The organism is Rhodococcus sp. ACS1, assembly GCF_002300155.1.
GTDB lineage: Bacteria > Actinomycetota > Actinomycetes > Mycobacteriales > Mycobacteriaceae > Rhodococcus_F > Rhodococcus_F koreensis.
In genome coordinates this window covers 129,470-155,532 of the sequence record NZ_NSDZ01000014.1, presented here as the reverse complement: position 1 = coordinate 155,532, position 26,063 = coordinate 129,470, and the positions used below count along the sequence as shown (strand labels likewise).

20 protein-coding genes are annotated in these 26,063 nt (G+C 67.6%); 12 read left to right on the top strand and 8 right to left on the bottom strand.

The annotated features are described in order from the left end of the window. Positions 1 to 81 precede the first annotated feature (81 nt). From CJ179_RS48390 to CJ179_RS48375, 4 genes are all read left to right on the top strand, one after another. Positions 82 to 2,502, top strand: coding sequence for a cation-translocating P-type ATPase (locus tag CJ179_RS48390; protein WP_054246296.1), 2,421 nt, complete (start codon positions 82 to 84; stop codon positions 2,500 to 2,502). A gap of 43 nt (positions 2,503 to 2,545) precedes the next feature. Next, positions 2,546 to 4,975: a phosphoketolase gene (locus CJ179_RS48385; protein WP_054246297.1), complete on the top strand. Its 2,430-nt coding sequence runs from the start codon at positions 2,546 to 2,548 to the stop codon at positions 4,973 to 4,975. Between the two features lie 183 nt (positions 4,976 to 5,158). After that, on the top strand, positions 5,159 to 5,611 hold the full coding sequence (locus CJ179_RS48380; protein WP_063786598.1) for a universal stress protein: 453 nt from the start codon (positions 5,159 to 5,161) through the stop codon (positions 5,609 to 5,611). A gap of 480 nt (positions 5,612 to 6,091) precedes the next feature. Further along, positions 6,092 to 8,134, top strand: a complete 2,043-nt coding sequence (locus CJ179_RS48375) for an NUDIX domain-containing protein (RefSeq protein ID WP_257016352.1) — start codon at positions 6,092 to 6,094, stop codon at positions 8,132 to 8,134. Positions 8,135 to 8,179: 45 nt separating this feature from the next. Here CJ179_RS48375 and CJ179_RS48370 read toward each other — a convergent pair whose 3' ends face one another. After that, positions 8,180 to 10,810: a glycoside hydrolase family 65 protein gene (locus CJ179_RS48370; protein WP_240482803.1), complete on the bottom strand. Its 2,631-nt coding sequence runs from the start codon at positions 10,808 to 10,810 to the stop codon at positions 8,180 to 8,182. 1,088 nt (positions 10,811 to 11,898) lie between these two features. Here CJ179_RS48370 and CJ179_RS48365 point away from each other — a divergent pair. The 4 genes from CJ179_RS48365 (at position 11,899) to CJ179_RS51980 (ending at position 13,650) form a co-directional block, all read left to right on the top strand. Continuing rightward, entirely contained in the window at positions 11,899 to 12,207 is a 309-nt protein-coding gene (locus CJ179_RS48365; RefSeq protein ID WP_283293343.1) for a metal-sensitive transcriptional regulator, read from the top strand. Between the two features lie 232 nt (positions 12,208 to 12,439). After that, on the top strand, positions 12,440 to 13,147 hold the full coding sequence (locus tag CJ179_RS48360) for a DUF305 domain-containing protein (RefSeq protein WP_095866236.1): 708 nt from the start codon (positions 12,440 to 12,442) through the stop codon (positions 13,145 to 13,147). A gap of 56 nt (positions 13,148 to 13,203) precedes the next feature. After that, positions 13,204 to 13,431 carry a heavy-metal-associated domain-containing protein gene (locus CJ179_RS48355; RefSeq protein WP_373560200.1) on the top strand — a complete coding sequence of 76 codons (228 nt, stop codon included), beginning with the start codon at positions 13,204 to 13,206 and terminating at the stop codon, positions 13,429 to 13,431. Positions 13,432 to 13,479: 48 nt separating this feature from the next. Further along, positions 13,480 to 13,650 (top strand): hypothetical protein, encoded by a 171-nt coding sequence (locus CJ179_RS51980; protein WP_164709518.1) that lies wholly within the window; start codon positions 13,480 to 13,482, stop codon positions 13,648 to 13,650. A gap of 151 nt (positions 13,651 to 13,801) precedes the next feature. On the opposite strand, the gene CJ179_RS48350 is transcribed toward CJ179_RS51980, so the two are convergent. Together CJ179_RS48350 and CJ179_RS48345 are read right to left on the bottom strand one after the other, a co-directional pair. Then, positions 13,802 to 14,959 (bottom strand): cell wall metabolism sensor histidine kinase WalK, encoded by a 1,158-nt coding sequence (locus CJ179_RS48350; protein ID WP_095866235.1) that lies wholly within the window; start codon positions 14,957 to 14,959, stop codon positions 13,802 to 13,804. After that, a complete protein-coding gene (locus CJ179_RS48345) occupies positions 14,956 to 15,720 on the bottom strand; it encodes a response regulator transcription factor (protein WP_054246302.1) in 765 nt (254 codons plus the stop codon). Before CJ179_RS48345 ends, CJ179_RS48350 begins: the two co-directional genes overlap by 4 nt. A 131-nt stretch (positions 15,721 to 15,851) precedes the next feature. Between CJ179_RS48345 and CJ179_RS48340 the strand changes: the two genes are divergently transcribed. Both CJ179_RS48340 and CJ179_RS48335 read left to right on the top strand, forming a co-directional pair. Beyond that, the gene (locus tag CJ179_RS48340; RefSeq protein WP_095866234.1) at positions 15,852 to 16,097 is read left to right on the top strand and encodes an SHOCT domain-containing protein; all 246 of its coding nucleotides are present in this window, start codon (positions 15,852 to 15,854) and stop codon (positions 16,095 to 16,097) included. Positions 16,098 to 16,142: 45 nt separating this feature from the next. Then, positions 16,143 to 17,711: a multicopper oxidase family protein gene (locus CJ179_RS48335; RefSeq protein WP_095866233.1), complete on the top strand. Its 1,569-nt coding sequence runs from the start codon at positions 16,143 to 16,145 to the stop codon at positions 17,709 to 17,711. 12 nt (positions 17,712 to 17,723) lie between these two features. Here the strand turns inward: CJ179_RS48335 and CJ179_RS53595 are convergent, their stop codons facing one another. From CJ179_RS53595 to CJ179_RS48315, 5 genes are all read right to left on the bottom strand, one after another. Further along, the gene (locus CJ179_RS53595; RefSeq protein WP_257016351.1) at positions 17,724 to 17,855 is read right to left on the bottom strand and encodes a hypothetical protein; all 132 of its coding nucleotides are present in this window, start codon (positions 17,853 to 17,855) and stop codon (positions 17,724 to 17,726) included. A gap of 782 nt (positions 17,856 to 18,637) precedes the next feature. Beyond that, positions 18,638 to 18,985: a metal-sensitive transcriptional regulator gene (locus CJ179_RS48330; protein WP_054246320.1), complete on the bottom strand. Its 348-nt coding sequence runs from the start codon at positions 18,983 to 18,985 to the stop codon at positions 18,638 to 18,640. Between the two features lie 292 nt (positions 18,986 to 19,277). Beyond that, positions 19,278 to 21,539 (bottom strand): cation-translocating P-type ATPase, encoded by a 2,262-nt coding sequence (locus CJ179_RS48325; RefSeq protein ID WP_095866232.1) that lies wholly within the window; start codon positions 21,537 to 21,539, stop codon positions 19,278 to 19,280. Positions 21,540 to 21,568: 29 nt separating this feature from the next. Next, positions 21,569 to 22,513 carry a hypothetical protein gene (locus CJ179_RS48320; protein ID WP_095866231.1) on the bottom strand — a complete coding sequence of 315 codons (945 nt, stop codon included), beginning with the start codon at positions 22,511 to 22,513 and terminating at the stop codon, positions 21,569 to 21,571. A gap of 39 nt (positions 22,514 to 22,552) precedes the next feature. Then, positions 22,553 to 22,759 (bottom strand): heavy-metal-associated domain-containing protein, encoded by a 207-nt coding sequence (locus CJ179_RS48315; RefSeq protein WP_054246308.1) that lies wholly within the window; start codon positions 22,757 to 22,759, stop codon positions 22,553 to 22,555. A gap of 490 nt (positions 22,760 to 23,249) precedes the next feature. On the opposite strand from CJ179_RS48315, the gene CJ179_RS48310 reads away from it, so the two are divergent. Together CJ179_RS48310 and CJ179_RS48305 are read left to right on the top strand one after the other, a co-directional pair. After that, positions 23,250 to 24,677: an MFS transporter gene (locus tag CJ179_RS48310; RefSeq protein WP_095866230.1), complete on the top strand. Its 1,428-nt coding sequence runs from the start codon at positions 23,250 to 23,252 to the stop codon at positions 24,675 to 24,677. Positions 24,678 to 25,251: 574 nt separating this feature from the next. Then, complete coding sequence (locus tag CJ179_RS48305) at positions 25,252 to 25,923, top strand: M23 family metallopeptidase (RefSeq protein WP_095866229.1); 672 nt, start codon at positions 25,252 to 25,254, stop codon at positions 25,921 to 25,923. The last annotated feature ends 140 nt before the right edge of the window (positions 25,924 to 26,063 follow it).

The window sequence follows — 26,063 nt, the reverse complement described above, 5'->3', positions numbered from 1 at the left end:
CACCATGACCAGCTGAAGTCAGTGCTGCTCGAGCGGGGCGATGACGGCTCGGTGCCGCGACAACGAAAGGTGCCACAGCGAATGAACCGAACCACCGTGCTCGAAGTGGGTGGACTGAACTGGGCGAGCTCGACGGCGTCCGTCGAGGCCACCCTGCGCCGTCGCGCGGGAGTCACCTCCGTCGAGGCGAATGCCGTGAACCAGACCGCCACCGTCACCTACGACCCGGCGAAGACGTCGGTGGTCGAACTGTCGAAGTGGGTGCGTGACTGCGGCTATCACTGCGCGGGACGGTCGGTGCCCGATCACGTGTGCGACCCGATGTCCGAGCCGGCCGCCCTGGCCGCGCACCTCCACCACGCCCCGCCGCCCGGTCCGCCCGCCGCACCGGCGGGCCATGAGGGCCATGAGGGCCATGCTGGACGGTCGCCGCAGGAGACGATGGGCCACGGCGGTGGTCATGCCGGGATGTCGATGGACGACATGGTCCGGGACATGCGCAACCGCTTCCTGGTTGCCGCGGTGCTGTCGATCCCGATCTTGCTGTGGTCCCCGATCGGCCGCGACGTCCTCGGATTCACGGTGGCCGCACCGTTCGGTCTGCGCGACGACGTCTTCTCCTTCATCCTGTCGATCCCGGTGATCTTCTACTCGGCCTGGATCTTCTTCGACGGCGCCTACCGGGCGCTCAAGGCGCGCACCCTCGACATGATGGTGCTGGTGGCGGTGGCCGTCGGGACCGGCTGGCTCTACAGCGCCGTCATTACCCTCACCGGCGGCGGTGAGGTGTTCTACGAGGCCGCCACGGTGCTGACCGCGTTCGTGCTACTCGGGCACTGGTTCGAGATGCGCGCCCGCGGCGGCGCGAACGACGCGATCCGTACCCTACTCGAGCTCGCCCCGCCGATGGCGCTGGTGCTGCGCGACGGGGAACCGGTCGAGATCCCCACCGCCGAGGTCATGGCCGGGGATCTGCTGCTCATCCGCCCGGGCGCGAAGATCCCGGTCGACGGCACGGTCGAGGAGGGAAGCTCGGAGGTCGACGAGTCCATGGTCACCGGCGAGAGTCTGCCGGTGACCAAGACACCCGGATCGCAGGTGATCGGCGCCTCGATCAACACCACCGGCACCCTGCGGGCCCGCGCTACCAAGGTCGGCTCCGACACCGTTCTCGCCCAGATCGTCGCCCTGGTCCAGGAGGCCCAGAACTCCAAGGCGCCCGGGCAGAGACTCGCCGACCGGGCCGCGTTCTGGCTGGTCCTGGTCGCCCTGATCGGCGGCACCGGCACGTTCTTGGTGTGGCTCCTGGCGGGTGAGAGCGTGCAGATGGCACTGCTGTTCGCGATCACCGTCGTGGTCATCACCTGTCCCGACGCGCTGGGCCTGGCCACCCCGACGGCGATCATGGTCGGCACCGGCCTCGGTGCACAGCGGGGGGTGCTGTTCAAGAACGCCACCGCACTGGAAACCTCGGCGCGCATCGACACCGTGGTGATGGACAAGACCGGCACCCTGACCAAGGGCGAGCCGGAGGTCACCGACGTGGTCGCCGACGGTATCGGCGAGGACGAACTCCTCGCCCTCGTCGCCGCGGTCGAACGCGAATCCGAGCACCCGCTGGCCGGCGCGATCGTCCGCTACACCGCCGAACGCGCGATCCCACAACTGCCCTTGGCCGAGTTCTCGAGCGTGCCCGGGCACGGTGCCACCGCCGAGGTGCAGGGCCGCCGGGTCGCGGTCGGCAACCGCAAGCTCATGGTCGCCGAGGACGTCGATTTCGGTGTCCTGATGGACCGGCGAGACTCGCTGGCCTCGACCGGGCGTACCGCGGTGCTGGTGGCCGTCGACGGCCGCGGGGTCGGGGTGATCGCGCTGGCCGATGCCGCCCGGGAAACCTCCGCCGACGCGGTGTCCGCCCTCCACGACCTGGGCGTCGAGGTGGTCATGCTCAGCGGCGACAACGAGGCCACCGCCGCGCGCATCGCCGGGCAGCTGGGCATCGACACCGTCATCGCCGAGGTGCTGCCCGGCGACAAGGCCGCCAAGATCGCCGAACTGCAGCGTGCCGGCAAGAAGGTCGCCATGGTCGGTGACGGCGTCAACGACGCCCCCGCCCTGGCCCAGGCGGACCTGGGCATCGCGATCGGTGCCGGCACCGACGTCGCGATCGAAACCGCCGACCTGGTGCTGATGCGCTCGGACCCGCTCGACGTGCCGATAGCCCTGCGGATCGGGCGAGGCACCCTCCGCAAGATGCGGCAGAACCTCGGATGGGCGGTCGGCTACAACGTCATCGCCCTGCCGATCGCCGCCGGGGTCTTCGAACCCTCACTGGGCCTGGTGCTGCGCCCGGAGATCGCCGCCCTGTCGATGTCCGGCTCGAGCCTCATCGTCGCGGTCAACGCCCTGATGCTCAAACGACTCAAGTTGCCCACCCCGCCGGAACCACACCCCGCAGCGACCCGTCCGGCGCCCGAGCCCACACCAACAGGTCCGCGGTGAGCGGTGACCTCGAGCGAATCATTCGTCGACGACGAGGAGCGCCATGGACGCCGTACGCGAATCAGCAGCTCCGGCAGACTCCTTGACCGATCAGGAGCTCGGCGACCTCGACGCGTGGTGGCGGGCGGCGAACTACCTGTCGGTGGGTCAGATCTACCTGATGGGCAATCCCCTTCTCCGCGAACCGCTCCGTCCCGAGCACGTCAAGCCCCGGCTTCTCGGCCACTGGGGCACCACGCCGGGACTGAACTTCATCTACGCCCACCTCAACCGGGCGATAACTGCGCGCGATCTGAACATGATGTACGTGATGGGACCCGGTCATGGCGGCCCGGGACCGGTGGCCGCCGCGTGGCTCGAGGGCACCTACAGCGAGGTCTACCCCGACATCACGCAGGACGAGGACGGGATGAAAAGGCTGTTCACCCAGTTCTCCTTCCCCGGCGGCATTCCCAGCCACGTCGCACCGGAGACGCCGGGATCGATTCACGAGGGCGGCGAGCTCGGATACTCCTTGTCCCACGCCTACGGGGCGGCGTTCGACAATCCGGACCTGATCGTCGCCGCGGTGGTCGGGGACGGCGAGGCGGAGACCGGTCCGCTCGCCGCCAGCTGGCATTCCACCAAGTTCGTCGATCCGCGACGTGACGGCGCGGTACTGCCGATCCTGCATCTGAACGGGTACAAGATCGCCAATCCCACCGTGCTCGACCGGATCGACCGCGAAGAACTCGACGAACTGCTCCGCGGATTTGGTCACACACCGATCCTCGTGGAAGGCACCGAACCCGAGTACATGCACCAGGCATTCGCCGCAGCGCTGGACCGCAGCCTCGACGAGATCGCCGAAATCCAGCGGCGCGCCCGACGCGACGGCCACACCGAACGCCCCCGCTGGCCAATGATCGTGCTCCGCTCCCCCAAGGGTTGGACCGGCCCGAAGGAAGTCGACGGACTCGAGGTCGAGGGCTCCTGGCGCGCACACCAGGTCCCGTTCACCAACGCCCGCGACGACGGCCACCGCAAGATCCTCGAGCAGTGGCTACGCAGCTACCGGCCCGAGGAACTGTTCGACACCTCCGGCGCCCCCGCAGCCCACATCCGGGACCTGCACCCGCTCGGCACTCGACGCATGAGCGCCAACCCGCATGCCAACGGCGGGCCACTGATCCGCGACCTCGCGATGCCCGACTTCCGGAACTACGCGGTGCCGGTCGAAGTGCCGGGCACCGGCAATGTCGAGTCCACCCGGATACTGGGCACCTTCCTGCGGGATGTGATGCGTGAGAACATGTCCACCTTCCGGATGTTCGCACCGGACGAGACCAATTCGAATCGGCTCGGTGCCGTGCTCGAGGTCACCGACCGCACCTGGAACGCACGCACCCAACCCGATGACGATCACCTCGCCCCCGACGGACGTGTGATGGAGATCCTGTCCGAGCACACCTGCCAGGGATGGCTCGAAGGGTATCTACTCACCGGCAGGCATGGCGTGTTCTCCTGCTACGAGGCGTTCATCCACATCGTCGACTCGATGTTCAACCAGCACACCAAGTGGCTGCGCACCACCAACGGCATCGTGTGGCGCCGGCCCATCCCCTCGCTGAACTACCTGCTCACCTCGCACGTGTGGCGCCAGGACCACAACGGGTTCTCACACCAGGATCCCGGATTCATCGATCACGTGGTGAACAAGAAGGCCGACGTGATCCGGGTATATCTCCCGCCGGACGCCAACACACTGCTGTCGGTGGCCGACCACTGCCTGCGCAGCCGGCAATACGTCAACGTCATCGTCGCCGGGAAACAGCCGCAGCTGCAGTACCTCGACATGGCCGCGGCGATTACCCACTGCACCAAAGGAATCGGGATCTGGGACTGGGCCAGCACCGACAGCGGTGTGGAACCGGATGTGGTGCTCGGGTGCGCCGGGGACGTGCCCACGATGGAGACGCTCGCCGCCGTCCAGATCCTGCTGGAGTGGTTCCCCGACCTGAGGATCCGGGTGGTCAATGTGGTCGATCTGATGCGGCTGCAGGACCATCGGGAGCACCCGCACGGGCTGATGGAGGCGGACTTCGACGCGCTGTTCACCGTGGACAGGCCGGTGATCTTCGCCTACCACGGGTATCCGTGGTTGATCCACCGACTGACCTACCGCCGCACCAACCATCACAACTTCCATGTGCGCGGCTACAAGGAGGAGGGGACCACGACGACACCGTTCGACATGTGCGTGCTCAACCAGATCGACCGCTTCGATCTGGCGATGGACGTCATCGACCGCGTCCCCCGTCTCCACCGCATCTCGGCGCACCCGCGTGAGCACCTGAAGAACAAGCTGATCGAACATCGCCAGTACATCCGCACCCACGGGGAGGACATGCCCGAGATCACCCACTGGCAATGGGCCCCGGCCGCACCGCCTGCCGGCGGTGGCCCCGGACCGGTCTCCACCGCCGAGCAGTGAGAGGCGACGGAAAGGACCGACCGTGGCGGAAACACGTCGATACCATGGTGCACGAGAGAGAGCCGAACGCCCTGTTCGTTCAGGTGACGAAGAACCCGCTCGAACGCGCACTGAGATGACGGCTCGCAGGCAATCACCATGCTCGAGGACGCGATGCCTAGAACCGAGAGAAAGGCGCAGCGGGTGAGCAGCAACGACATATTTCAAGTCGTGGTCGGCGTGGATGGGTCGACCCAGTCGCTGACCGCCCTCGAATGGGCGGTGACCGAAGCCCGTCTGCACCACGGCCAGGTACGAGTGGTGACCGGGTGGCAGTATCCGACCGCGGCGACCGGCATGGACGGACTGATCTGGGAGCACCAATCGTTCGAGCGCGTCGCACACCAGACCCAGAGCGAAGCATTGAAAGGTGTTCCCACCGAGGGCGTCCACATCAGCGGAGAGGTCCTCCAGGGGCTTCCCGCCTCCGTTCTACTAGAGGCCGCCCAGGATGCGGACCTGCTTGTCGTCGGCTCCCGCGGCCGGGGAGGGTTCACCGGACTGCTTCTCGGGTCGGTGTCCACCCAGATCGTCCACCACGCCACCTGCCCGGTACTGATCGTCCGACCGGGACGGGAAACCCCTGCAGTCAGGTAGAAGTCACGTCGAGCACCCGCCGGCAACAGGTCATCGGAGAACAGCGGCTGGTTCGCTTGCCCGCAGGCATATCGACGAGTGACAGACCACGATCTTCTCGCTCCATGGCGACAGGTGCAGTACTGCCTCCGCAGATCACGGCGCACATCTCGGTGGCATGTCGCACCATCGATAGCATCCCGACTGTCGAACTTTGACGGCCGCGTACACGTGCCGGCCGTGTCCGCGGTCGCCCGCAGATGTTTCCTGTTGCATCAAACTGGGACTCGGCCACCTCTGATCAGAAAGGGCGACTGTGGAACAGGCTTCGCCAACGCTCGCCAGTCCGCGACCGGACGCGGTGACCACGCCGCGCGTGGTCGTAGTCCACATGCTCCGGGTATCGGCATGACTCGCCGCGACCGATCCCGCGCGGCCGGATCCGGACCGGCAGGGATCGGAAATGGATTCGACCCGGGTGGTGAGCCGTGCACACCGTGCGTGGCTCAACTGCATTCCCCCGCCGAGCGGCTGGCGGCTCTGCGCGAGGCGGTCCACCACGAGCCGGATCCGCTGGTGACGTTGACCCACCTGCTGCACCTGTGTCGTGATGAGCATCGTGTGCTGTGGGCGCAGGCGGGCTCCCCGGGCATCCGGGCGACGGTCGCGAACGTGCTCGCCCCGCTCCGTACGGCAGTCGGGTCCGGCCCGGCTGCCGCGACCTTGGACGCGCCGGTTCGCCAAACCCTGGCCGAAGCGCTGCGACCGGTCGACGGGGCGGCACCGGTGGTGATCGCTCACGCGCTCGCGCAGTACCTCGACGACCACTATCGGCAGTGCGTCACCGAGTCGTTCCGCAGACGCAGCCCCTACCAGCCCGGGGTGGGTGATCCAGTTCCTCTGGGCGGCCCCGACATCCGCGCAGTGATGGACATGCGGCCCACCTCGCCACCCTGGCGGCTGGCGAACCGGCTGGATGAGACTCGCCGGGTCCGGCTGGCCGGAGGGTGGGTGACACAGTTTCGGATCGTGTTCGACTACAGCCTCTTCGACGCCCTGCCCGGTCTGGTCACCGCCGACACGATCGTTGCCACCTGCCACCCCAACCGAGCCCTGACCGAATTCACTCTGCCCCGCGACTCGACGCAGCCGACCTTCCCGGTGCAGCCGACAGACCTCGATCGGCAGCGCCGCCACCTCGATCAGCTCATCGGCCGGGCCGCCGCCGCTGGTGCCTCCATCATCGTGCTGCCCGAACTGTGCGTCACCGAGTCGCTGGCCCGACACCTGCAGGACTGGGTCCGCCGCGAGGACGGCCCCCGGCTCCTGGTCGCCGGCAGCTACCATCACGTCGATGGTTCGCCGCCTCGGCGGCGCAATACCGCCATCGCTTGGGTCCGCGGGCACGACCAGCCGTTGACACACGACAAACATTCGCCCGCCGAGCAGCCGATCCTGGAGGACATTCAGCCGCAGGGTTGGCCGGAATTGCGCGTGTACGTCACCGCCGACGGATGGCATCTCGTGATCGCAATCTGCCGGGACCTGCTCAATCCGGAGGCGGTGCACACCCTCGCCGAGACCGGAGCCAACCTGGTGCTGGTGCCGGCGATGAGCGAGAGCCTGGCGCCCTTCACCGGTCAGGTCGCGCACCTGGTCGGCTCGGGACAGGCCATCATCGCCCTGGCGAACAACCCCGCCGACTGGGCCCGAAGCGGCGACCCCGCCCCGCACCGCTCGGCCCGCGCCCTGTTCGGTCACCCCGGTCTGGGGCAGCAGACCCGGGTGGTCGCCTCGCCGGACACCGCTCCCGGTATCGCGACGCTCAACGTGCGGTCCGGGCTGATCGGCTGGACCAGCGCCGACAGCCAGGACTCGCCCGGTGACCCGCCCGGTGACCAACCGTCATCCTCGCAGACCCTCCCGGAGTGGGCCGCCCGGCTTGCGGCAGCAATCCGCCGCTACCGGCAGTACGAGCCACCGCCGCCGAAGCCGATCACGCTCCGGCCCGCTGCGGTGCTCGTGCTGCTCACCGATGGACCTACTGGCCCGCAGATACTGCTCACCACGCGTGCTCCGGACCTGCGGGACTACCCTGGCCGGCGCGTGTTTCCCGGCGGCGTCCGGGACCCGCAGGATGACGGCCCGGTGGCTACCGCCTTGCGGGAAGCCGGCGAGGAGATCGGACTGGACCCGGGCAGCGTGCAGATCCTCGGCGTGCTGCCCGCACTCGCCGAGCCAGAGACCAGGTTCTTGGTCACCCCCGTGCTCGGTTGGTCCGCTCGCCCGGAGTACACCCGACCGGTCAACCTCGCCGAAGTCACCTCGGTCCATGACGTGCCGCTGCGACAGCTCACCCATCCAGGTCATGACCGAGACGGTGTACCGGACCCGCCGAGTCCGGAGCTGACTGGCCTCGGCTCGATGACCGCCATGGTGATCGATATGCTGCTCACCCTGCTCGCCGAGCCGATCCATCCGTCCGGCTCCGGACACGACCGGGCATCCGCAAAGGATCCCGACGCTCCCGGACCACCGTGGTGACGGCCAGGGCGGGGGAGGTAGCCGGCGACGCATGGGTCGGCTCAGTTAGTCCCGCAACATCGGAGCGGTAGGGTCGGCGCCAGGTTCGGGCAGTGCGTGGGCGGCCGCCGCCGACGGCAGGTCTACTTCCCAGACCTCGCCGGGGGTCAGCGTCTTCTCGATTCCTTCGACGCAGAGCCGGACCGGTCCGGCCGAGCAGGGATACAGTCGGATCCGCGCCCGGTCCTGGGTCAGGCCGATGCTGATCGGTTGTCCCCGATAACTGAACCGGAACGTCGCCTCGGTCAGTTCGGCGGGCAGGACCGGATGAAGCCAGAGGGCGTCCTGCCGGGTTTCCACCCCGCCGTAACAACGGATCACCATATCGGCGGTTCCAGCCATGGCTCCGAGGTGGACACCTTCATGAGTGGTCCCGCCCTGGGTGTCGGCCAGATCCGCCTCCAGAGCCTGCTCGAACAGCGACCACGATCGTGGCCGGTCGGTCCGGGCCAGAACCCAGCCGTGGGTCAGTCTGCTCAAGGTCGAGCCGTGGCTGGTGCGCGCGAGATAGTACTGGACCGTACGGGGGATGAGTTCCGGCGGCAGCGTGTACCCGAGGCGTTCGAACACGGTGCGGAGTTCTTCGGCGGAGAACAGGTAGAAAAGCATCAGGACATCGGCCTGTTTGGAGAGCCGGTACCTGTTGGTGGTGTCGTCTTCGGCCTGCAGGATCAGGTCCAGTCGGCCGATATTGCCGTAGCGCGCCCGGTAGGCGTCCCAGTCGAATTCCTCCAGCGCCTCGTAGCCCTCGAACTGGCTGAGGACACCGTCGTGGAAGGGTACGCGCAGTCGCCTGCTGATGCGGTTCCAGTGTGCGGGCTCCTCTGGCTTCAGTTGCAACCGGCGCCAGAGCGGGTCGCAGTCGCGACAGGCCAGCAGGTCCACCGCGTCCTCGGCCCGGGCGAGCACCCAGGCGGCCAGCACGTTGGTGTAGGCGTTGTTGCGCAGACCCTGACCCGGTGCGTCCGGGTACCCGTCGTGGTACTCGTCCGGTCCCATCACGCCACTGATGTCGAATCGGTCATCCGCGGGATTGTGAACGGCCAGGCTGGTGAAAAGTCGGGCGACCTCCACGAGGATTTCGGCACCGTACTCGGCGAGGAACCCGGTGTCGGCCGTGGCCTGAAAGTACTGCCACACGCTGTAGGCCACGGCCAATCCGACGTGCCGCTGCCTGCGGGAGTTGTCCGCCATCCACACCCCGTTGCGGACGTTGAAGAGCTCGGCGGGGGTTTCCTCCCGGCCGTCGCTGCCGGACTGCCAGGGAAACATTGCACCGTTCAGGCCGTCGGCGCGGGCGGCCGCGCGGGCCGCGTCCAGGCGCCGGTACCGGTAGAGCAGGAAGGAGCGCGTCAGTTCGGGCCGGCGCAAGGTCAACATGGGATAGACGAAGAGTTCATCCCAGAAGATGTGGCCGCGGTAGCCCTCACCGTGCAGTCCCCGCGCGGGCAGGCCCGCATCGAGGTCTGTGTCAGCTGCCGCGACGGTTTGCAGTACGTGAAAGATGTGCAGATTCAGCGCCAGCGACTGCCGCGTACCCGTCTCAAGGTCGACCCCGAACCGCTCCCACAGTGCGGCCCAGGCGTTTTCCTGGGCGCCGAGCAGCTCCCCGAATCCGGGTGCCCGGCCGATCCGGTTGCCGACGTCCAGGGCGGCCGTGGAGGCGGCGCGATCCCGGGAAGTCGCCACGGCGACAATCTTTTCCAGCGTGACCGGGATGCCGCGGCCGAGGCTGAGCGTCATGGTGTGCCCTGCGCGGGCCCGTTCGGCGATCAGCCGGCGGTCGACGACCGTGTCTGTGGCGCCCACGCGGGTCCGTGCCGCAGTCGCGATGCTGATCCGGGACTGGTTGGTCACCGCCTCGTACAGCACCGTTTCACCGTCCAGTTCCACGGAGCGAACCGGGACCAGATGTTCGTGGGCGAGCGCACGGTCCGCTGCCACGTTGCGGTTTGCCACCGCTCCGTTCACGGCGGACTCGACGGTCATCTCACCGGACCAGTCTTCGGCTTCGAGGATGAGCTCCAGTGCGGCCAGATGGGTTTCGGTCAGAGACTGAAACTGCCGGGAGGTGACCCGGGTCGTGCGGCCCGCAGTGTCGCGGTACCGGTGGGTGCGAGTCAGCACACCGGTACGCAGATCAAGATCCTGGCGGTAGCTGAGCATCTCTGGCGATCCCGGACACAGAACCGGACCGTCTCCGACGCGGACGGTCAGGAAAGTCCAGTCCGGGGCATTGACCAAATGTTCGGTCTCAACGGTGTTCCCATCGAGGGCGGTGGTGAGTCGATTGTAGATTCCGGCCAGGTAGGTGCCCGGGTAGTGGACTGCGTCGGCGGTGCTTCCGGGTACCGCGCCGCGGGTGGCCCAATACCCGTTCCCCAGCGTGCACAGCGCCTCCCGGGTTGCTTCCTGGGCGAGGTCGAACCGGTCATAGACCAGATTCCAGCTCCCCGGCGGGGTCGGCTGCGCCCCTCCACACCAGGATCGGCCGCTCTGTGCTTGGTCGATGGCCGTCTCGGCTGGCTGCCCGGGGATTCGTCGCGCGGTGGCGTCGTTGTCACCCGTGAGCATCACAACCTCGACGCCGGGTTCGGGCCAGCCGAGACCGGTCGCACCGCGAGAGAACTCCGTCACAGCCGGTAGCCGAGCTGTCCGCAGGACCGGCACGTGCCGCTGCTGTCATAGTGACACTGTAATTGCGTCGACGAGGACAGCGCGGCGAGCTTGCGCGCCCGAACTCACCGCCCAACCGGACTCGTTCGCGCACCACCTCAATAGTCTGGGTCATCGAGTGTTGGTGAAGACGCCGAAACCACTACCGCTTCCTCGGTCGAATTGGGCAGGATTTGCCCGCCCCGACCCGACCTGGAGGTCTGGTCATCTGCACTTCAATCCGGGAGGCACGCGCCAGCCGATTTCGTCGCCCGCGGCCACGTTCTAGGATGGGATCGTGGTCCTCTTCTACGAGGTTTTGTTGGTTTTCGCTGCTTTGCTCATCACGTGGTTCTCGCTGTACGTCATCTATCGTTTGATCACCGAGGAAGATTTGAACCGCCGATTCCGGTGATTACTGGTGACTACCGGGGGTCGTCGGCTGCAGGGATGACCGGGTGATGCTGCCGCGATCGCGGATATTGGCCCCGAATCTCTGTGCCACGACCGTACCGATCCAGGACGGCCGGGCGTCTGCTTACTCACCCGCGGTGTCAGCGAGCTCTGATACCGAACGGCCACCGACATGACGTCGGCCGCAGGAGTCTGCCCGTCGCACTGATCTGCCGCCAATCCGATGAGATTGTCGCCGAACAGCGTTCGGATGAATTTGTCCGAGGTGAGGTGCCAATCCTCGCATCGAACGACGTGACGGTCGGTGCCCAGCCGCTCGTATTTGCGCGTCGCCGCGCCACCACCCGCCATGGAGGTAAAGCTTCTTCAGCGAATCTTCACAGAAATCCTCGGCCTGAACCGGCAATGAACTGACAGTCTTGAACGAGAGACGGGTGCAGGGCGCCGTCGGGTTGATCGAGGTGGGATAAGGCAAGGAGTGGATGTGTCGCAGTGCCGACGAAAACCGACCGGGATTGTGCGCCCGCGGCGTGCGGTGAGCGATCCACCACCGGCGACTCGGCCGCTGAATCGGCCCCTGCGGCCGCAATCACCAATTATACCGGAGGAGGGTATATTGGGAGGTGGAGAACGCGGGCTGGCGAGAGGAGTCGGCAGTGAGCACCGAACCCCCCGAGGCCAGCCATCGCCACATCCAGTCCAAGGGTGCCTACCTCGCGCGCCTGCGGCGCATCGAAGGACAGGCCCGCGGCCTTCAACGGATGGTCGACGAAGAGAAGTATTGCATCGACATCCTCACCCAGATCTCCGCGATGACCAAGGCCCTCCAGGCCGTGGCGCTGGGCCTGCTCGAGGAGCACATCAGCCACTGTGTGGCCGATGCCGCCGCGGCCGGCGATCGCGTCGAGGCCGACGTGAAGATCGCAGAGGCCTCCAACGCCATCGCACGTCTCGTGCGGTCCTGACTGCAAATCTGTCATCGAAGGGCATGGCGCAGAATTGGCGACCCGGCCAGCCCGCCGAGCCGGCGCGCGCCCAGGTGCTTGGAATCTGTCAGGCCGCCAAGGTCATGGAGCTCGACGGCCTCGCGCGATTTCCGGCGAGTGCGGGCGTGAACGCTTGGCCCCCACTGCACAACTGCCCGACGTCTCGCGTGATGAGCATGTGTGTGCACTGTGAGAAAGGAATTCCCCTGTCATGAAGAAGAAGTCCCTCACCGCCAGCGCAGCCACGGTTGCAGCTCTAGTCGCGTTGACCGCCTGTAGCAACTCCAACAACGATCAGGCCACGCAGAGCAATACCGCGGCGAGCGTCACCGCCACGACGGCCTCCGCCGAGACCCACAACCAGGCGGACGTGACGTTCGCGCAGCAGATGATTCCGCATCACGCGCAGGCGATCGAGATGAGCGATGTCGTGCTTGCCAAGGACGGTATCGACCCCCGGGTGACCGATCTGGCGAATCAGATCAAGGCAGCTCAAGGCCCGGAGATCGAGCGGCTGCAGGGCTGGTTGACCGAGTGGGGACAGTCCAGCATGCCGATGTCCACGTCCGGGATGATGACTCCGGGTCAGAGCATGCCGATGTCCACGTCCGGGATGATGACTCCGGGTCAGAGCATGCCGATGTCGATGCCGGGCATGGAGATGCCGGGCGATAGCGGGATGGGAATGAGCGGAATGATGTCCGCCGAGGACATGTCCGCACTGCAGAATGCTCAGGGCGTGGACGCCAGCCGGCTCTTCCTCACACAGATGATCACCCATCACCAGGGCGCGATCGCCATGGCGCAGACCGAAATCGACTCCGGTCAATATCCCGACGCCGTCGCGATGGCACGCACCATCGCCGACACCCAACAGCAGGAAATCACCACGATGCAGAACATCCTGGCCTCGCTGTGACACCCCGGCTTCGTGGAGTCGAACACCCGACGATGACCTCGTCCGAGGAGAACGCAGTGAGCACCACCGCGAGCTACCACATCTCCGGCATGACCTGCGCGCATTGCGTGAAAGCGGTCACCGAGGAACTCGACCGTCTCGATGCAGTGACGAACGTCGACATCGACCTGGTTCCCGGTGGCGACTCACGGGTGAGGGTCACCAGCAGCCGGCCACTGCCGCTCGAGCAGGTACGTCACGCCGTCGACGAGGCCGGATACTCCCTGGCCGACCCACCCACCTGATCCACCCTCAGCGCGCCCTCCCCGGGGCATCAGGAACGTTTCGCGCCGGTGAGCACGAGGACTGACGCGGGTCACCGCCTCGACCTGGGGAGGACGCGCCGCGGTGATCGTCACCAGATCGCCCGCCGCCGCATCGACGTGGCGGACACTGCCGTCAGCCCGGACCCGACCGCACATGATGTACACGGCGGCCTCGCCGCGGATGGGAACATCGGCTAATAGCTAATCGCCGGCCCGGGGTGAGCGCGATGAGAGTCCGGCGCAGCCGGTGCTCGTGACCACATAGACAGTTTCCGCGCTCCGTCCGCTCGGCTCGCGCTGCGGGCGTGCGCGAGCCGGTGCCGGGCGATCGCGGGCACCGAGTATTTCCTCATCGCTGATCCGGGCGGAGGGGGAAGGTGATGGTAAAGGTACTGCCAGTTCCGGGGCCGTCACTGCGGGCGGTGATGTGGCCGCCGTGCGCCTCGACGAGCGCCTTGGCGATCGCCAGTCCGATCCCGGCGCCGCCGTGTTCGCGGTCGCGTGCCGCATCGACACGGTAGAACCGCTCGAACAGGTGCGGAAGGTGCTCGGCGGAGATCCCGTCGCCGGTGTCGGTCACCTCGATCACCAGCAGCTCGGGTCGCTGTTGCGCGGTCACCTCCACCCGGCCGCCCCGGGGGGTGTGCCGCAAGGCGTTGTCGAGCAGGTTGCCCAGCACCTGGCCGAGCCGCTCCGGGTCGGCCCACAGGCGGGGAAGGTGCGCGGGAACCCGAGAGGTCAGTGACACCTGCTTCGCGGTGTAGCGGTCCGCCGCGGCGGCGAGCGCAGTCGAGAGCAGTGCGGCGGGGTCCACCGAGGTGGGCTCGATCGAGGTCCGGCTCTCTTCCGCATGGGAGAGACTGCGGACATCGTCGGAGAAACGGACCAGCCTGCGGGTCTGGTCGCGCAGCATGATGATTGTGTCGGCATCCAAGGTCTCGACCCCGTCCTCGAGTGCCTCCATGTACGCCTCGAGTACCGACACCGGGGTGCGGATTTCGTGGGCGAGGTCCCCGAGGAGTTGGCGACGGGTGGTCTCGACCGATTCGAGCCCGGCGGCCATCCGGTTGAACGCCTCGGCGAGTGCGTCGAAGTCGTCCCCCAGGTGCGGGGGAGTCACCCGAATGGCGTAGCGCCCATTGGCCACCGCGGTCGCCGCGGACGACACCTCGGTCAACGACCGTTGCAGGCGCCGACTGAAATACCAGGTCACCATCAACGCGGCCAGGGAGGCCACTCCGAGGGCGACCGCCAGGGAAATGGCTGTGGCGGAGCGGTACGCCTGCTCGGCGTGGAACTGCTCGTCGGACGAGGCCGGTACCCCGGCGCGGTGCAGGTGCTCGCGGAACAGTGGGGGGCCGGCGAACACCGCGACCACCCAACAGGTGGCGGCGCCCGCAACCAGGACCAGCGATTGCGCCAGCAGCAGCCGCACGCCGAGGCCGGGGCCACGGCTGTGCACCGGACCGAGGCCGACGGTGCCCGGGCGAACCTGACGCGAGGTCATTGCCCGGTCCCCATCCGGTACCCGATGCCGCGGACGGTGGTGACGTACCGGGGCGCGGCGGGGTCGTCTCCCAATTTGCGGCGCAGGTGGCCGACATGCACATCCACGAGGTGCTCGTTACCAACCCAAGACTCCCCCCACACGGCCTCGATCAACTGGCGCCGGCTAAATGCCATACCCGGCCGGGACGACAACGCCGCCAAAACGTCGAACTCGGTGCGGGTCAATACCACCGGGCGGTCGCCGAGATGGACCTCCCGGCCCGCGACGTCGATCCTCATCGCCCCGAATACCCGCGGGGGTGCCTCACTCCCGCCCGGCGCGGTGGGCGGCGTCTCGTATGCCGGGGCCTTCCGGGGCCGTCGCAACATGGCGCGGATGCGGGCCACCAGCTCCCGGGGGCTGAACGGTTTGGTGACGTAGTCGTCGGCGCCGACGGACAATCCGATGATGGTGTCCATTTCGGCGTTGCGGGCGGTCAGCATCACCACGTAGGCATCGGAGAACGTCCGCAGTGCCCGGCACACCTCGATTCCGTCCATGCCCGGCAGCCCGAGGTCGAGGACCACGACGTCGGGGTCGATTTCCCGGGCGCGAGCGAGCGCATCGACGCCGTTGTAGGCGACGGCGACCTCGAAGTTCTCCCGTTCGAGGTAGCTGGCGACGACCGCGGTCAGCGGGCGCTCGTCGTCGACCACCAAGGCCCGATATCCGGCGGCGCTGTCGGGCGGGAGGTGTGGCGTGTGGTTCATGGTCTCCATCGTCGCCGGTGTCCTCCCGGTCCGGTGCGGGTCACCCTGAACTGCCCATATCTTCAGGAAAACTACACAGAACCCTCATCGATTCACCGCGATCCGACACCACGCTGGAGAGCAACGAAAGGTGAACAGCCATGATGTGGTGGAACGACGGAATGGGCTGGGGCGGCTGGGTACTGATGGTCGTGGTTATGGTTGCGTTCTGGGGGTTGGTTGTGGCCGGGGTGTTGGCACTGTTCCGCAGCATGCGCACGGACCGCACCGCGCCCTTCGATCCCGACTCTCGGGCCCGGGAAATTCTCGACGAACGATTCGCTAGAGGTGAGATCGACGCCGGAGAATACCGCCTCCGTAGGGACGAATTGCGCGCCCGGCAGTGACACGTGAGCGATCTGCTCAGGGCCTGGAAAGGATAGGGGGCGGACGTGCCTGAGTACGGTGCCGGACTGAGTCGGCGCACCTTCCTCCTCGCCGCCGCCGCAGGACTGGGCGGCCTCGCAGTGTCTGCCTGTACCCGCGGATCACCGTTTTCCGGACCTCATCCGGTCGATGCGAACGCCGTCTCGGCGGCCGAGGCGGCACGGTCGCACACCGGCCGCACCGTCGACGCCGTACTGGCCCCGCAGACCACCGACATCGACCTCGGCGGGATACAGGTGCGCACCCTCGCCTACGGCAACACCGTTCCCGGGAAGACGATTCGGGCCAACGTCGGCGACGAGGTCGCTGTCGCCCTTACCAACGGCCTCGACCACGAGACCTCGGTGCACTGGCACGGCATTGCGCTGCGAAACGACATGGACGGGGCCAGCCCCGCCAGCCCCGACATCGGACCGGGTCAACGCTTCACCTACCGTTTCTCGGTGCCGCATGCGGGCACCTACTGGGCGCACCCGCACGTCGGCCTCGACACCGACTACGGGCTATACCTGCCCGTCATCGTCGACGACCCGAACGAACCCGGAAAATACGACGCCGAATGGATCGTCGTCCTCGACGACTGGACCGACGGTATCGGCCCCGGCCCCCGGCAGATCCTCTCGAACCTGCAATCGGGTGGGATGGGATCGATGGGCGGACCAGGCGGCATGGGGAACATGCCCGGGATGGGAGGAATGGGCGGTGGCTCGGATCGATCCGGCGCCCCCACCTCGAGTGCGACGTCGAACGGGGTGGGCACCAGCAGCCTCCTGGGCGGCGACGCCGGCGACATCGTCTACCCGCACTACCTGATCAACGGGCGACTCCCGACCGCACCGACGACGTTCACAGCCACACCCGGCCAGCGCCTGCGGGTCCGCATCATCAACGCCGGCGCCGACACCGCCTTCCGCATCGCCCTGGCCGGGCACACCATGACCGTCACCCACACCGACGGCTACCCGATCACCCCGGTCGACGTCGACGCCCTCCTGCTCGGCATGGGTGAACGCTACGACGTGATCGTCACCGCCGGGGACGGGATCTTCCCCCTTGTCGCGGCGGCCGAAGGCAAGAACGCGCACGCCCTAGCCTTGCTGCGCACCGGCGCCGGCGCCGCACCCGACCCGGCATTCCAGCCCCGCGAACTCGACGGCCGGGTCGGGACCGTGGACACCTTCGTCGCCGCCGACACCGTCCTGCTCCCCCCGGGGCGACCGGAGGTGAACCTCGCGGCGGATCTCGGCGGGAACATGATGGGCTACGACTGGACCATCAACGGCCGCCCCTACGACCAGACCGAGCCATTGACGATCCGGCAAGGCCAATATGCCCGCCTGACCTTCACGAACATGACGATGATGTGGCATCCGATGCACCTGCACGGGCACACCTTCCGGGTCGTCAAACCCGACGGCACCCCAGGCCCGCGCAAGGACACCGTCATCGTGCCGCCGATGCGTTCGGTCGCGGTGGACCTGGTCGCCGACAATCCCGGTGACTGGATGCTGCACTGCCACAACGCTTACCACCAGGAGTCAGGGATGATGACCCGCCTCGACTACGACAGTTGAGGCGGTGACCGGTCATCGGCCCTGCACTGATCTCTCGACGAGACCCACCGCCCGATGTAGCCACGACACCGCCACCCGATCCGAGAAGGAGGTGAGGAGAATGGGAATGACCATGATGGACATGATGATGATGTGTATGCGCATGATGGGCATAATGCCGCCGATGATGACTATGCCGCCCATGTGAGGCGATACTCGGCTAGAACTGCCACATCCGTCGCGCGCGCCGTCTCGGCCCGTGAACAACCTGTTTGAGGCGCCACGTCAGGCGCATATGTCGTTTGCTGACAACACTGACCGACATGATGTGGTGCCCGAGGCAGTAGCCGAGGGAAGTGGTCGTGCAGGAGGTCGGGAGGTCTCCGGGGCGTAAGGACCCCTGTAGGCAGCCCCGCCAAGCGGTTTCCAGCTTTGCACGCCCATGACCCACGAACGGCCCCTCCCATTTGGAGGGGCCTTCGTCGTGTCGCAGAGCTTCGCGACGGTGCTACGGTGCGCGACCTTCGCCCCACCCACCAGGCGGCCGCCACGCCCCATGGCCCAAGATCCACGCTCAGCATGCACGTCTGGGGATCCCCAGCAGAGGGTTCGTGCGTGGTCATGGGTGGTACACGAACGGGGCTTCACAGGAGGTCATCTTGGCGGCCGATCTCTGGGCAAAGGGCTACGCCTGGACCATCAACGATCGCCCCTACGATCACACCCAGCCCCATTGACGATCCGTGAAGGTCGACGGGCCCCACCTGACATTCACGAACTTGGCCACGATGGGCATTCCATGCACCGGCACGGACACATCGTTCGGCCGATACGCTCTCACACAGCTGGGGCTGGTCGCGGACACTGGATGATCTACTGCCACAACGGATCATCAGGAACCGGGCATGATGTCCCGGCTGGACTACAACGGGTGAGCTCGGCTCGTCTCAGGAGCGGACGAGCCGGGCGATCGCGTCGGTGGCCTCTTTGATCTTCGCTTCGGCTTCGGGACCGCCGGCGACGGCGGCGTCGACCACGCAGTGACTGAGGTGGTCCTCGAGCAAGCCCATGGCGACGGCCTGCAATGCCTTGGTCATCGCGGAGACCTGGGTGAGGATGTCGATGCAGTACTTGTCTTCCTCGACCATCCGCTGCAGTCCGCGGGCCTGGCCTTCGATGCGCTTGAGGCGCTTGAGGTAGGCGTCCTTTTCGGTGATGTAGCCGTGCGCGGCGTGGTCGTGTCCGTCGGTCTCGGCGGGCGCCTGGGTGGCCGCGGGGGTGGGAGTGGTGGCCATGGTGTCCTCCTGGTATCCGACGATCATGTCGAGCACCCCCGATTATGCCCGCCCGGGGTATGTGGCGGCGGGGTCGGGCCGTCGAGTCGTCGGCCGACCGCCGCCGCGGCGCACATCACCGCGCACCTGGCCACCGCCCGGGTCGCGGGATGCCAGGTGAACCGCATCAGCGTTGTTGTCACCGAGGACATGGTCCTCTCCTTTCGGGACTGCACAGGGTGAAGGGGTTTGGGGTGGGTGGGCGTCTGCACGCGCCGCCCACCCCACACCCTGGATGCTTTCCTGCCCGCGGTTATCCGGCGAGGGATTTGAACCGGCGTAGTCGCAGGCTGTTGCTGACCACGAACACCGACGAGAACGCCATCGCCGCACCGGCCAGCATCGGGTTGAGCAACCCGGCGGCGGCCAGGGGCAGGGCGGACACGTTGTAGGCGAAGGCCCAGAACAGGTTGCCCTTGATCGTGCCCAGCGTCTTGCGGGCCAACCGAATCGCGTCCGCCGCCGCACGGAGGTCACCGCGGACCAGCGTCAGATCACTCGCTTCGATCGCCACGTCGGTGCCGGTGCCCATAGCCAGACCGAGGTCGGCCTGCGCCAAGGCGGCGGCGTCGTTGACACCATCGCCGACCATCGCGACGACCTTGCCCTGATCCTGGAGCCGCTTGACCACGTCCACCTTGTCCGCGGGCAGCACCTCGGCAATCACCTCGTCGATGCCGACCTGATCGGCGATCGCCCGGGCAGCGGCCGCATTGTCGCCGGTGAGCATGATCGGCGTCAGACCCAGATTCCGCAGCTGTGTGATCGCCTCGGCCGAGGTGGCCTTCACCGCGTCGGCGACGACGAGCACCGCGCGGGCCCGCCCGTCCCAGCCGACCGCGACGGCGGTCTTGCCCTCCGATTCGGCCGCCGCCATGGCGGCGTCGAGACCGGCGGGCAGATGCTGCGCCCAGTCGGCGAGCAACCGGGCCCGTCCGACGACCACCGCGTGCTCGTCGACCATGCCCTGCACGCCGAGGCCCTCGATGTTGGCGAACTGCTCCACCGGGGGCAGGGTGCCGACCCTGTCGCGTGCGCCCTTGGCGATGGCCTGGGCGATGGGGTGCTCGGAGGAGTCCTCGAGGGCCCCGGCCAGGCGCAGCACCTGCGCGGTGTCTTCGCCGTCGGCGGTGATCACATCGAGCAGGGTCATCTTGCCGGTGGTGACGGTGCCGGTCTTGTCGAGCACCACGGTGTCGACGCGGCGGGTCGATTCGAGCACCTCGGGTCCCTTGATCAGGATGCCGAGCTGGGCGCCGCGGCCGGTGCCGACCATCAACGCGGTCGGGGTGGCCAGCCCGAGGGCGCAGGGGCAGGCGATGATCAGCACCGCGACGGCGGCGGTGAATGCGGCCGCGACTCCGCCGCCGGTGCCGATCCAGAAGCCGAGCGTCGCAACGGCCAGGGCGATGACGATCGGGACGAAGACGCCGGAGATCTTGTCGGCCAACCGTTGGGCCTGCGCCTTGCCGGTCTGGGCGTCCTCGACGAGTTTCGCCATCTGCGCAAGCTGGGTGTCCGATCCGATTCGGTTGGCGCGGACCACGATCCGGCCGCCGACGTTGACGGTGGCGCCGACGACCTGGTCGTCGGGTCCGACCTCGACGGGCACGGATTCGCCGGTCAGCATCGACGCGTCGACCGCGGAGGAGCCTTCGGTGACGACACCGTCGGTGGCGATCTTCTCCCCGGGGCGGACGACGAACTCGTCCCCGACGGCAAGCTGATCGATGCCGATGCGCTGTTCGACGCCGTTCCGCAGCACCGAGACCTCTTTGGCGCCGAGTTCGAGCAGGGCCCGCAGGGCGGCACCGGCGCGCCGCTTGGAGCGGGCCTCGAAGTAGCGGCCGGCGAGGATGAAGGTGGTGACGCCGGCGGCGGCCTCGAGGTAGATGTTGCCGGCGCCGTCGCTGCGGGAGATGGTCAGCTCGAACGGGTGGGTCATGCCGGTCATTCCGGCGGTGCCCCAGAACAGGGCGTACAGCGACCAGCCGAGGGCGGCGATGGTGCCCATGGAGATGAGGGTGTCCATGGTGGAGGTGCCGTGCCGCAGGTTGGTGAAGGCGGCCTTGTGGAACGGCCACGCACCCCACACCACCACGGGGGCGGCGAGGGTCAGTGAGAGCCACTGCCAGTTCGGGAACTGCAGGGCCGGAACCATGGCCATGGCGATCACCGGCACGGACAGCACCAGCGATATCAGCAGCCGCTGGCGCCACGATGCGGTCGGGTCCTGCTCTGCGGCGGGGGCGTCGGTGCCGGTGGAGGCGGAGGGTGGCGTGGGGACCTTGGCGGTGTAGCCGGCCTGCTCGACGGTGGCCACGAGATCCTCGGTCGACACATCGCCGACGTAGTTGACGCGTGCCTTTTCGGTGGCGTAGTTCACCGTGGCGGTGACGCCGTCGAGCTTGTTGAGCTTCTTCTCGATCCGGTTCGCGCACGAGGCGCAGGTCATGCCACCAATTTCGAGCTCGACCTGGCCGTCGGCGGTCGGGTGCTGCGTGACGGGATTCATCGTTCCTCCTCTCGGGGCGTGGTGGTAGGTCAGTGTCCGTGCCCGGCGGGCATCGGCTCCGGGGCGGCGGGAACCGCGGCGGGGGTCTGCCCGCCGGTCAGCGTGAACTCGGCGGTCCGCACCACTCCATCGTGCTGGAAGTCCAGGAACAGGCGGTAGTCGCCCGCGCTCGGGGTGGTGACAAAGAAGTCGATACCCGGACCGGGCGTGGTGACCCCGTCGCCGGGGTGGCCGTCCGGGTGCACGTGCAGGTAGCCGAGGTCGGCGGCCCGCAGGGCAACGAGGTGCCCGTACGCCCCGAGGTAGGGCTGCAGATCCGTGACGGGCTGCCCGTCCCGGCTCACCGACAGCGTGACCTTCGACGCCTGACCTGGGGTGAGGGTGCCGCCCAAGGTGACGGTGTAACCGTCGACCACGGCCGAAGCCGCCGCCGGGGGCAGGGGCTGCGGATCGTAGGCGCCGGCGACCTGCAGATCGGCGCCCAGGGTCAGGCCGTCACCGCCGGCGGGGGTGAAGTCGGCGAACACCCGGTACGCCCCGGCGCGGGTCAGATCGAGCGGCACGCTCCAGGTTCCGGCGGCGTCGAGTGCCGGGTGCACGTGCTGGAAGCCGGCCATGTCGCGGCGCACCGCGATCAGGTGCAGTTGCTTGTCGTGGCTGTCGACGTAGCGGGTGACCGGCTGCCCGTCGGCACCGAGGATGCGGAACCGCAGCGGCACGTCGGCGCCGGCGGGAACCTGCGCGGTGTCCAGTGCCAGGGTGTAACCGCTGTCGGTGACCATCAGTCCTCCAGGTGTCTGATCGGCGGCCGGTGCGTCCGAGGTGGACACGGATCCGGCGTCGTGAGTTGAGGTGTCGTGCGTGTCTGCCGGTGCGGCGTCCTCGGGACCGAAGGCGGCCCCGGCCCCGAGGGCGAGGGCGAAGACCGCGGCCAGGCCGACGGTGAATCCGGCGAACTTCGACGATGCGTTCATCGTGGGGAATCTCCTGTCCGGGTCTCGAGTTTCGGCAGGTCAGCCGGCGAGCTGGTAGCCGGCCTCGTCGACGGCCTGGGCGAGCGCTGCCTGCTCGATCGGGGTGTCGGAGTCGATATCGACCCGGCCGCTGGCGAGGTCGACATCCACGGCGGTGACGCCGGGGATGTTGCCGATCTCCTCGCGGACCGAGGAGACGCAGTGGCCGCAGGTCATTCCGGTGACGGTGACGGTGGTGGTGCTCATCGATGTCCTTCTTTCTTCGGTTCGTTCGGAGTTCGATCGAGGTCGTCGCGACCCATCTACAGATTTACCATACCCCCCTATGGTATGCAATGCCAGGGGTTGCCGTACCCGCCCCCTTGCTGCATACCCCCCGATGGTGCGCCTTGGACCCCTGATGAAAATCAGAAGGGGCTCGAACGGCCATCCACCGGACGTCTTGCCGCGGCACGGCCGGGCTTGCGGCCGAAACGGTTTCGGCGACATCAGGGTGCCTCTTGCGCCCTCTACTATACCCCCCTATGGTATCGAATTATCCACAGAGAGTTCGAGCAGCCTCCAGGAGGGCAACGATGTGCACAGAGGGCGGGTATCGACCCGAAAGATCCAGCGGCGCCATGATGCCTGCAGTGCCCCAAGGGATGAGGCCTCGATGTTGGGGGTAGGCAGCGCCACTGCACTTCGTTTGGCCCACATCCCGATAGATACCCCTTACCCGTAAGGACGGATCGTCATGTCCACTCAGGCTTCATCCACACGCAAGTGGTGGGCGCTGGCGCTGATCGCCGCAGCCCAGTTCATGGTCATCATGGACACCTCCATCATTGGCATTGCGCTACCGAAAATGCAGACCGACCTCGGCTTCTCCCAGGAGAACCTGACCTGGGTGTTCAACGCCTACGTCATCGCCTTCGGTGGACTACTCCTGCTCGGCGGTCGCCTGTCCGACCTGTGGGGCGCCAGACGCATCTTCGCCACCGGCTGGTTGGTTCTGCTCGTCGGATCGATCACCGCCGGCGCCGCCGGCAACGTCGGCACCGAGCTGGCCGGACGCGCCGTTCAAGGCGCCGGCGCCGCTCTGATCGCGCCCTCCGCGCTGACTCTGCTGATGATGCTGTTCGGTTCCACCCAGCAGGAATTGACCAAAGCCCTCGCCGTCTACGGCGCCGCCGCGCCCGCGGGCGGCACCGCCGGTGTGTTCCTCGGTGGGGTGATCACCGAATACCTCAGCTGGCCGTGGGTGTTTTACATCAACATCCCCATCGCGATCATCGCACTCGCCGCGACACCGCTGCTGATGCCCAACGCCCCCGTCCGATCCGGTTCGATCGACATCATCGGCGCACTGACCGTCACTGCCGGCCTGGCGCTTGCCGTCTACTCCATCGTCCGGGCCCCCGAGGTCGGCTGGGATGCGGGTCAAACCTGGGGGTACCTCGCCGTTTCCGCGGTGCTGCTGGGCGCGTTCGTACTGATCCAGTCGAGGCGCCGCGAACCCCTGATGCGTTTGGGGATCTTCACCGCCCCCAACCTTGCCTCAGCGAACGTCGCCCAGTTGCTGCTCGGTGCGGCGTGGATCCCGATGTGGTTCTTCCTGAACCTGTACCTGCAGCAGGTCCTGGGGTACAGCGCCTTCCCCGCCGGCGCAGCACTACTGCCGATGACCACATTGATCATGCTCGGCATGATCGTCATCGCGCCGCGGGCGATGCAGAGGTTCGGGGCGAAACCGATGATCGTGACCGGTTTGATCGTGCTCGCGATCGGGCTCGGGTGGATGGCCTTGGTGCGGCCCACCGGCAATTTCTGGGTCGACGTGTTGCCGGCTTCCCTGGTCGCCGCGGCAGGTATGTCGCTCGCCTTCATTCCCTCCTTGGGCACGGCGATCTCCGCCGCCCGTCCGGAGGAGGGCGGGTTGGCGTCGGGCATCGTCAACGTCAGTTACCAGGTCGGCTCGGCGCTCGGTCTGGCGGCCATGACCGCCGTCGCCGCCTCGTTCGGGGCCAACCAGATCGGCGACCTCCCCGAGCTGACGAACGGATTCTCCGCCGCCTTCATCGGCGCCGCCGTCATCGCCCTGGCCGGTGCGGGCGTCATCGCCGTGTCGATGCGCACGGCCCAGCCGGACACGGCGGTGGAACCAGTCCTCGAGCAGCACTGACACCACACCGTGGGGTGGGAGTCGGCAGGCCCGGCTCCCACCCCACGCCGGTTCCAGTCCTCGTGCACTCGTCGATGACGAGGGCGATGTGACGCGGCGATGTGCGCCGGTGCCGTGGTGACGGGATCGCCGCGCCGGTCCCTCGTCCGTCCGAGTGCCCCGCTGGACACGACCGGCTATGTGGCGTCCATCACATCTGCCGTGGTCGGCGGCGTGTCGGCTGCCGGCGGGCCGTGAAGCGGCCCGCGTCGCGGCGCGGGATGTCGTCGCGCCGGCCTTGCGCGCCGTCGCCGACCCCTCGAATGTCGAGGTCAGCGCCGGTTTTCTCGGCCCTGCGCGGTGCCGCTCGACGGGGTGTCCGAGACGCGGTCCCAGTGTCGTTATCTGCCCGTGATGGAGAGATTGGCCGGGTTCGGATCCCTGACGTGCTCTTATTCGAGCAAGATCATATTTAGATATCGATTAGGTCACGATTGTGCGGTCGATATCGTTTTGTTACTTTCCTTCTCGACGGGGGTCCGAGGCCGCGAATCTCACGAGCGCGGGCCAGCCAACGAAGACGAGGTAAGACACTGTGGCGAAACACCGCAGGACGGCAGATCGTTCAAATTCCATCACCAGCCGCGTGAAGATCGCGACCGTCGCCGCGGCGACCGGTGCCATCCTGATCGGCGGCGCGCAGTTCGGCGCCGGGTCCGCTGCCGCCCGCCCGCTCGAGATCCCACCGGGCCTGCTGCCCGCCGGTGTTCAGCTGCCCGCGATCGAGCTGCCCGACCTCCCGGCCGCACCGCCCGCACCCGGCACGCCCGGACCGGTCAACCCGGGCACCCCCGCTCCGCTCAAGGCCCGCGCCGTGCAGCCGGTGTCCGGCACGCTGTCCTCCGGTTACGGCCCCCGCTGGGGCGCACACCACGGCGGCATCGACATCGCGGCCCCGATCGGCACCCCGATCCAGTCCGCGGCCGACGGTGAGGTCATCTCCGCGGGCCCGGCCTCCGGGTTCGGGTTGTGGGTGCGGGTACGCCACGACGACGGCGCCGTCACCGTGTACGGCCACATCAACGAGTTCATCGTCAACGTCGGCCAGCGGGTCGCGGCGGGTCAGCAGATCGCCACCGTCGGCAACCGGGGTCAGTCGACCGGTCCGCACCTGCACTTCGAGGTCTCGGACGCAGGCGGCAACCGGCTCGACCCGAGCCAGTGGCTGCGCGACCGCGGCGTCTCGGCGACCTGGGGAGCCGACTAGGACTTCGCCCCGGCGGTAGTCAGGTCCAAACGATGCGGGGCGCGGCAGGCCGCGTCCCGCATGCGGTTCCGGCAGGTCGAACATCCTTCCACCGTGAGGGCGGATCCCTCACGGGTCAGGTCGACCAGATCCGGGGCAGT

What these genes read in the sequence shown, in the direction of transcription:
- CJ179_RS48390 (WP_054246296.1), top strand. Translation starts at nt 82, where the DNA reads ATGAACCGAACCACCGTGCTCGAAGTGGGTGGACTGAACTGGGCGAGC.
- CJ179_RS48385 (WP_054246297.1), top strand. Translation starts at nt 2,546, where the DNA reads ATGGACGCCGTACGCGAATCAGCAGCTCCGGCAGACTCCTTGACCGAT.
- CJ179_RS48360 (WP_095866236.1), top strand. Translation starts at nt 12,440, where the DNA reads ATGAAGAAGAAGTCCCTCACCGCCAGCGCAGCCACGGTTGCAGCTCTA.
- CJ179_RS48350 (WP_095866235.1), bottom strand. Translation starts at nt 14,959, where the DNA reads ATGACCTCGCGTCAGGTTCGCCCGGGCACCGTCGGCCTCGGTCCGGTG.
- CJ179_RS48345 (WP_054246302.1), bottom strand. Translation starts at nt 15,720, where the DNA reads ATGGAGACCATGAACCACACGCCACACCTCCCGCCCGACAGCGCCGCC.
- CJ179_RS48340 (WP_095866234.1), top strand. Translation starts at nt 15,852, where the DNA reads ATGATGTGGTGGAACGACGGAATGGGCTGGGGCGGCTGGGTACTGATG.
- CJ179_RS53595 (WP_257016351.1), bottom strand. Translation starts at nt 17,855, where the DNA reads ATGCGCATACACATCATCATCATGTCCATCATGGTCATTCCCATTCTC.
- CJ179_RS48330 (WP_054246320.1), bottom strand. Translation starts at nt 18,985, where the DNA reads ATGGCCACCACTCCCACCCCCGCGGCCACCCAGGCGCCCGCCGAGACC.
- CJ179_RS48325 (WP_095866232.1), bottom strand. Translation starts at nt 21,539, where the DNA reads ATGAATCCCGTCACGCAGCACCCGACCGCCGACGGCCAGGTCGAGCTC.
- CJ179_RS48320 (WP_095866231.1), bottom strand. Translation starts at nt 22,513, where the DNA reads ATGAACGCATCGTCGAAGTTCGCCGGATTCACCGTCGGCCTGGCCGCG.
- CJ179_RS48315 (WP_054246308.1), bottom strand. Translation starts at nt 22,759, where the DNA reads ATGAGCACCACCACCGTCACCGTCACCGGAATGACCTGCGGCCACTGC.
- CJ179_RS48310 (WP_095866230.1), top strand. Translation starts at nt 23,250, where the DNA reads ATGTCCACTCAGGCTTCATCCACACGCAAGTGGTGGGCGCTGGCGCTG.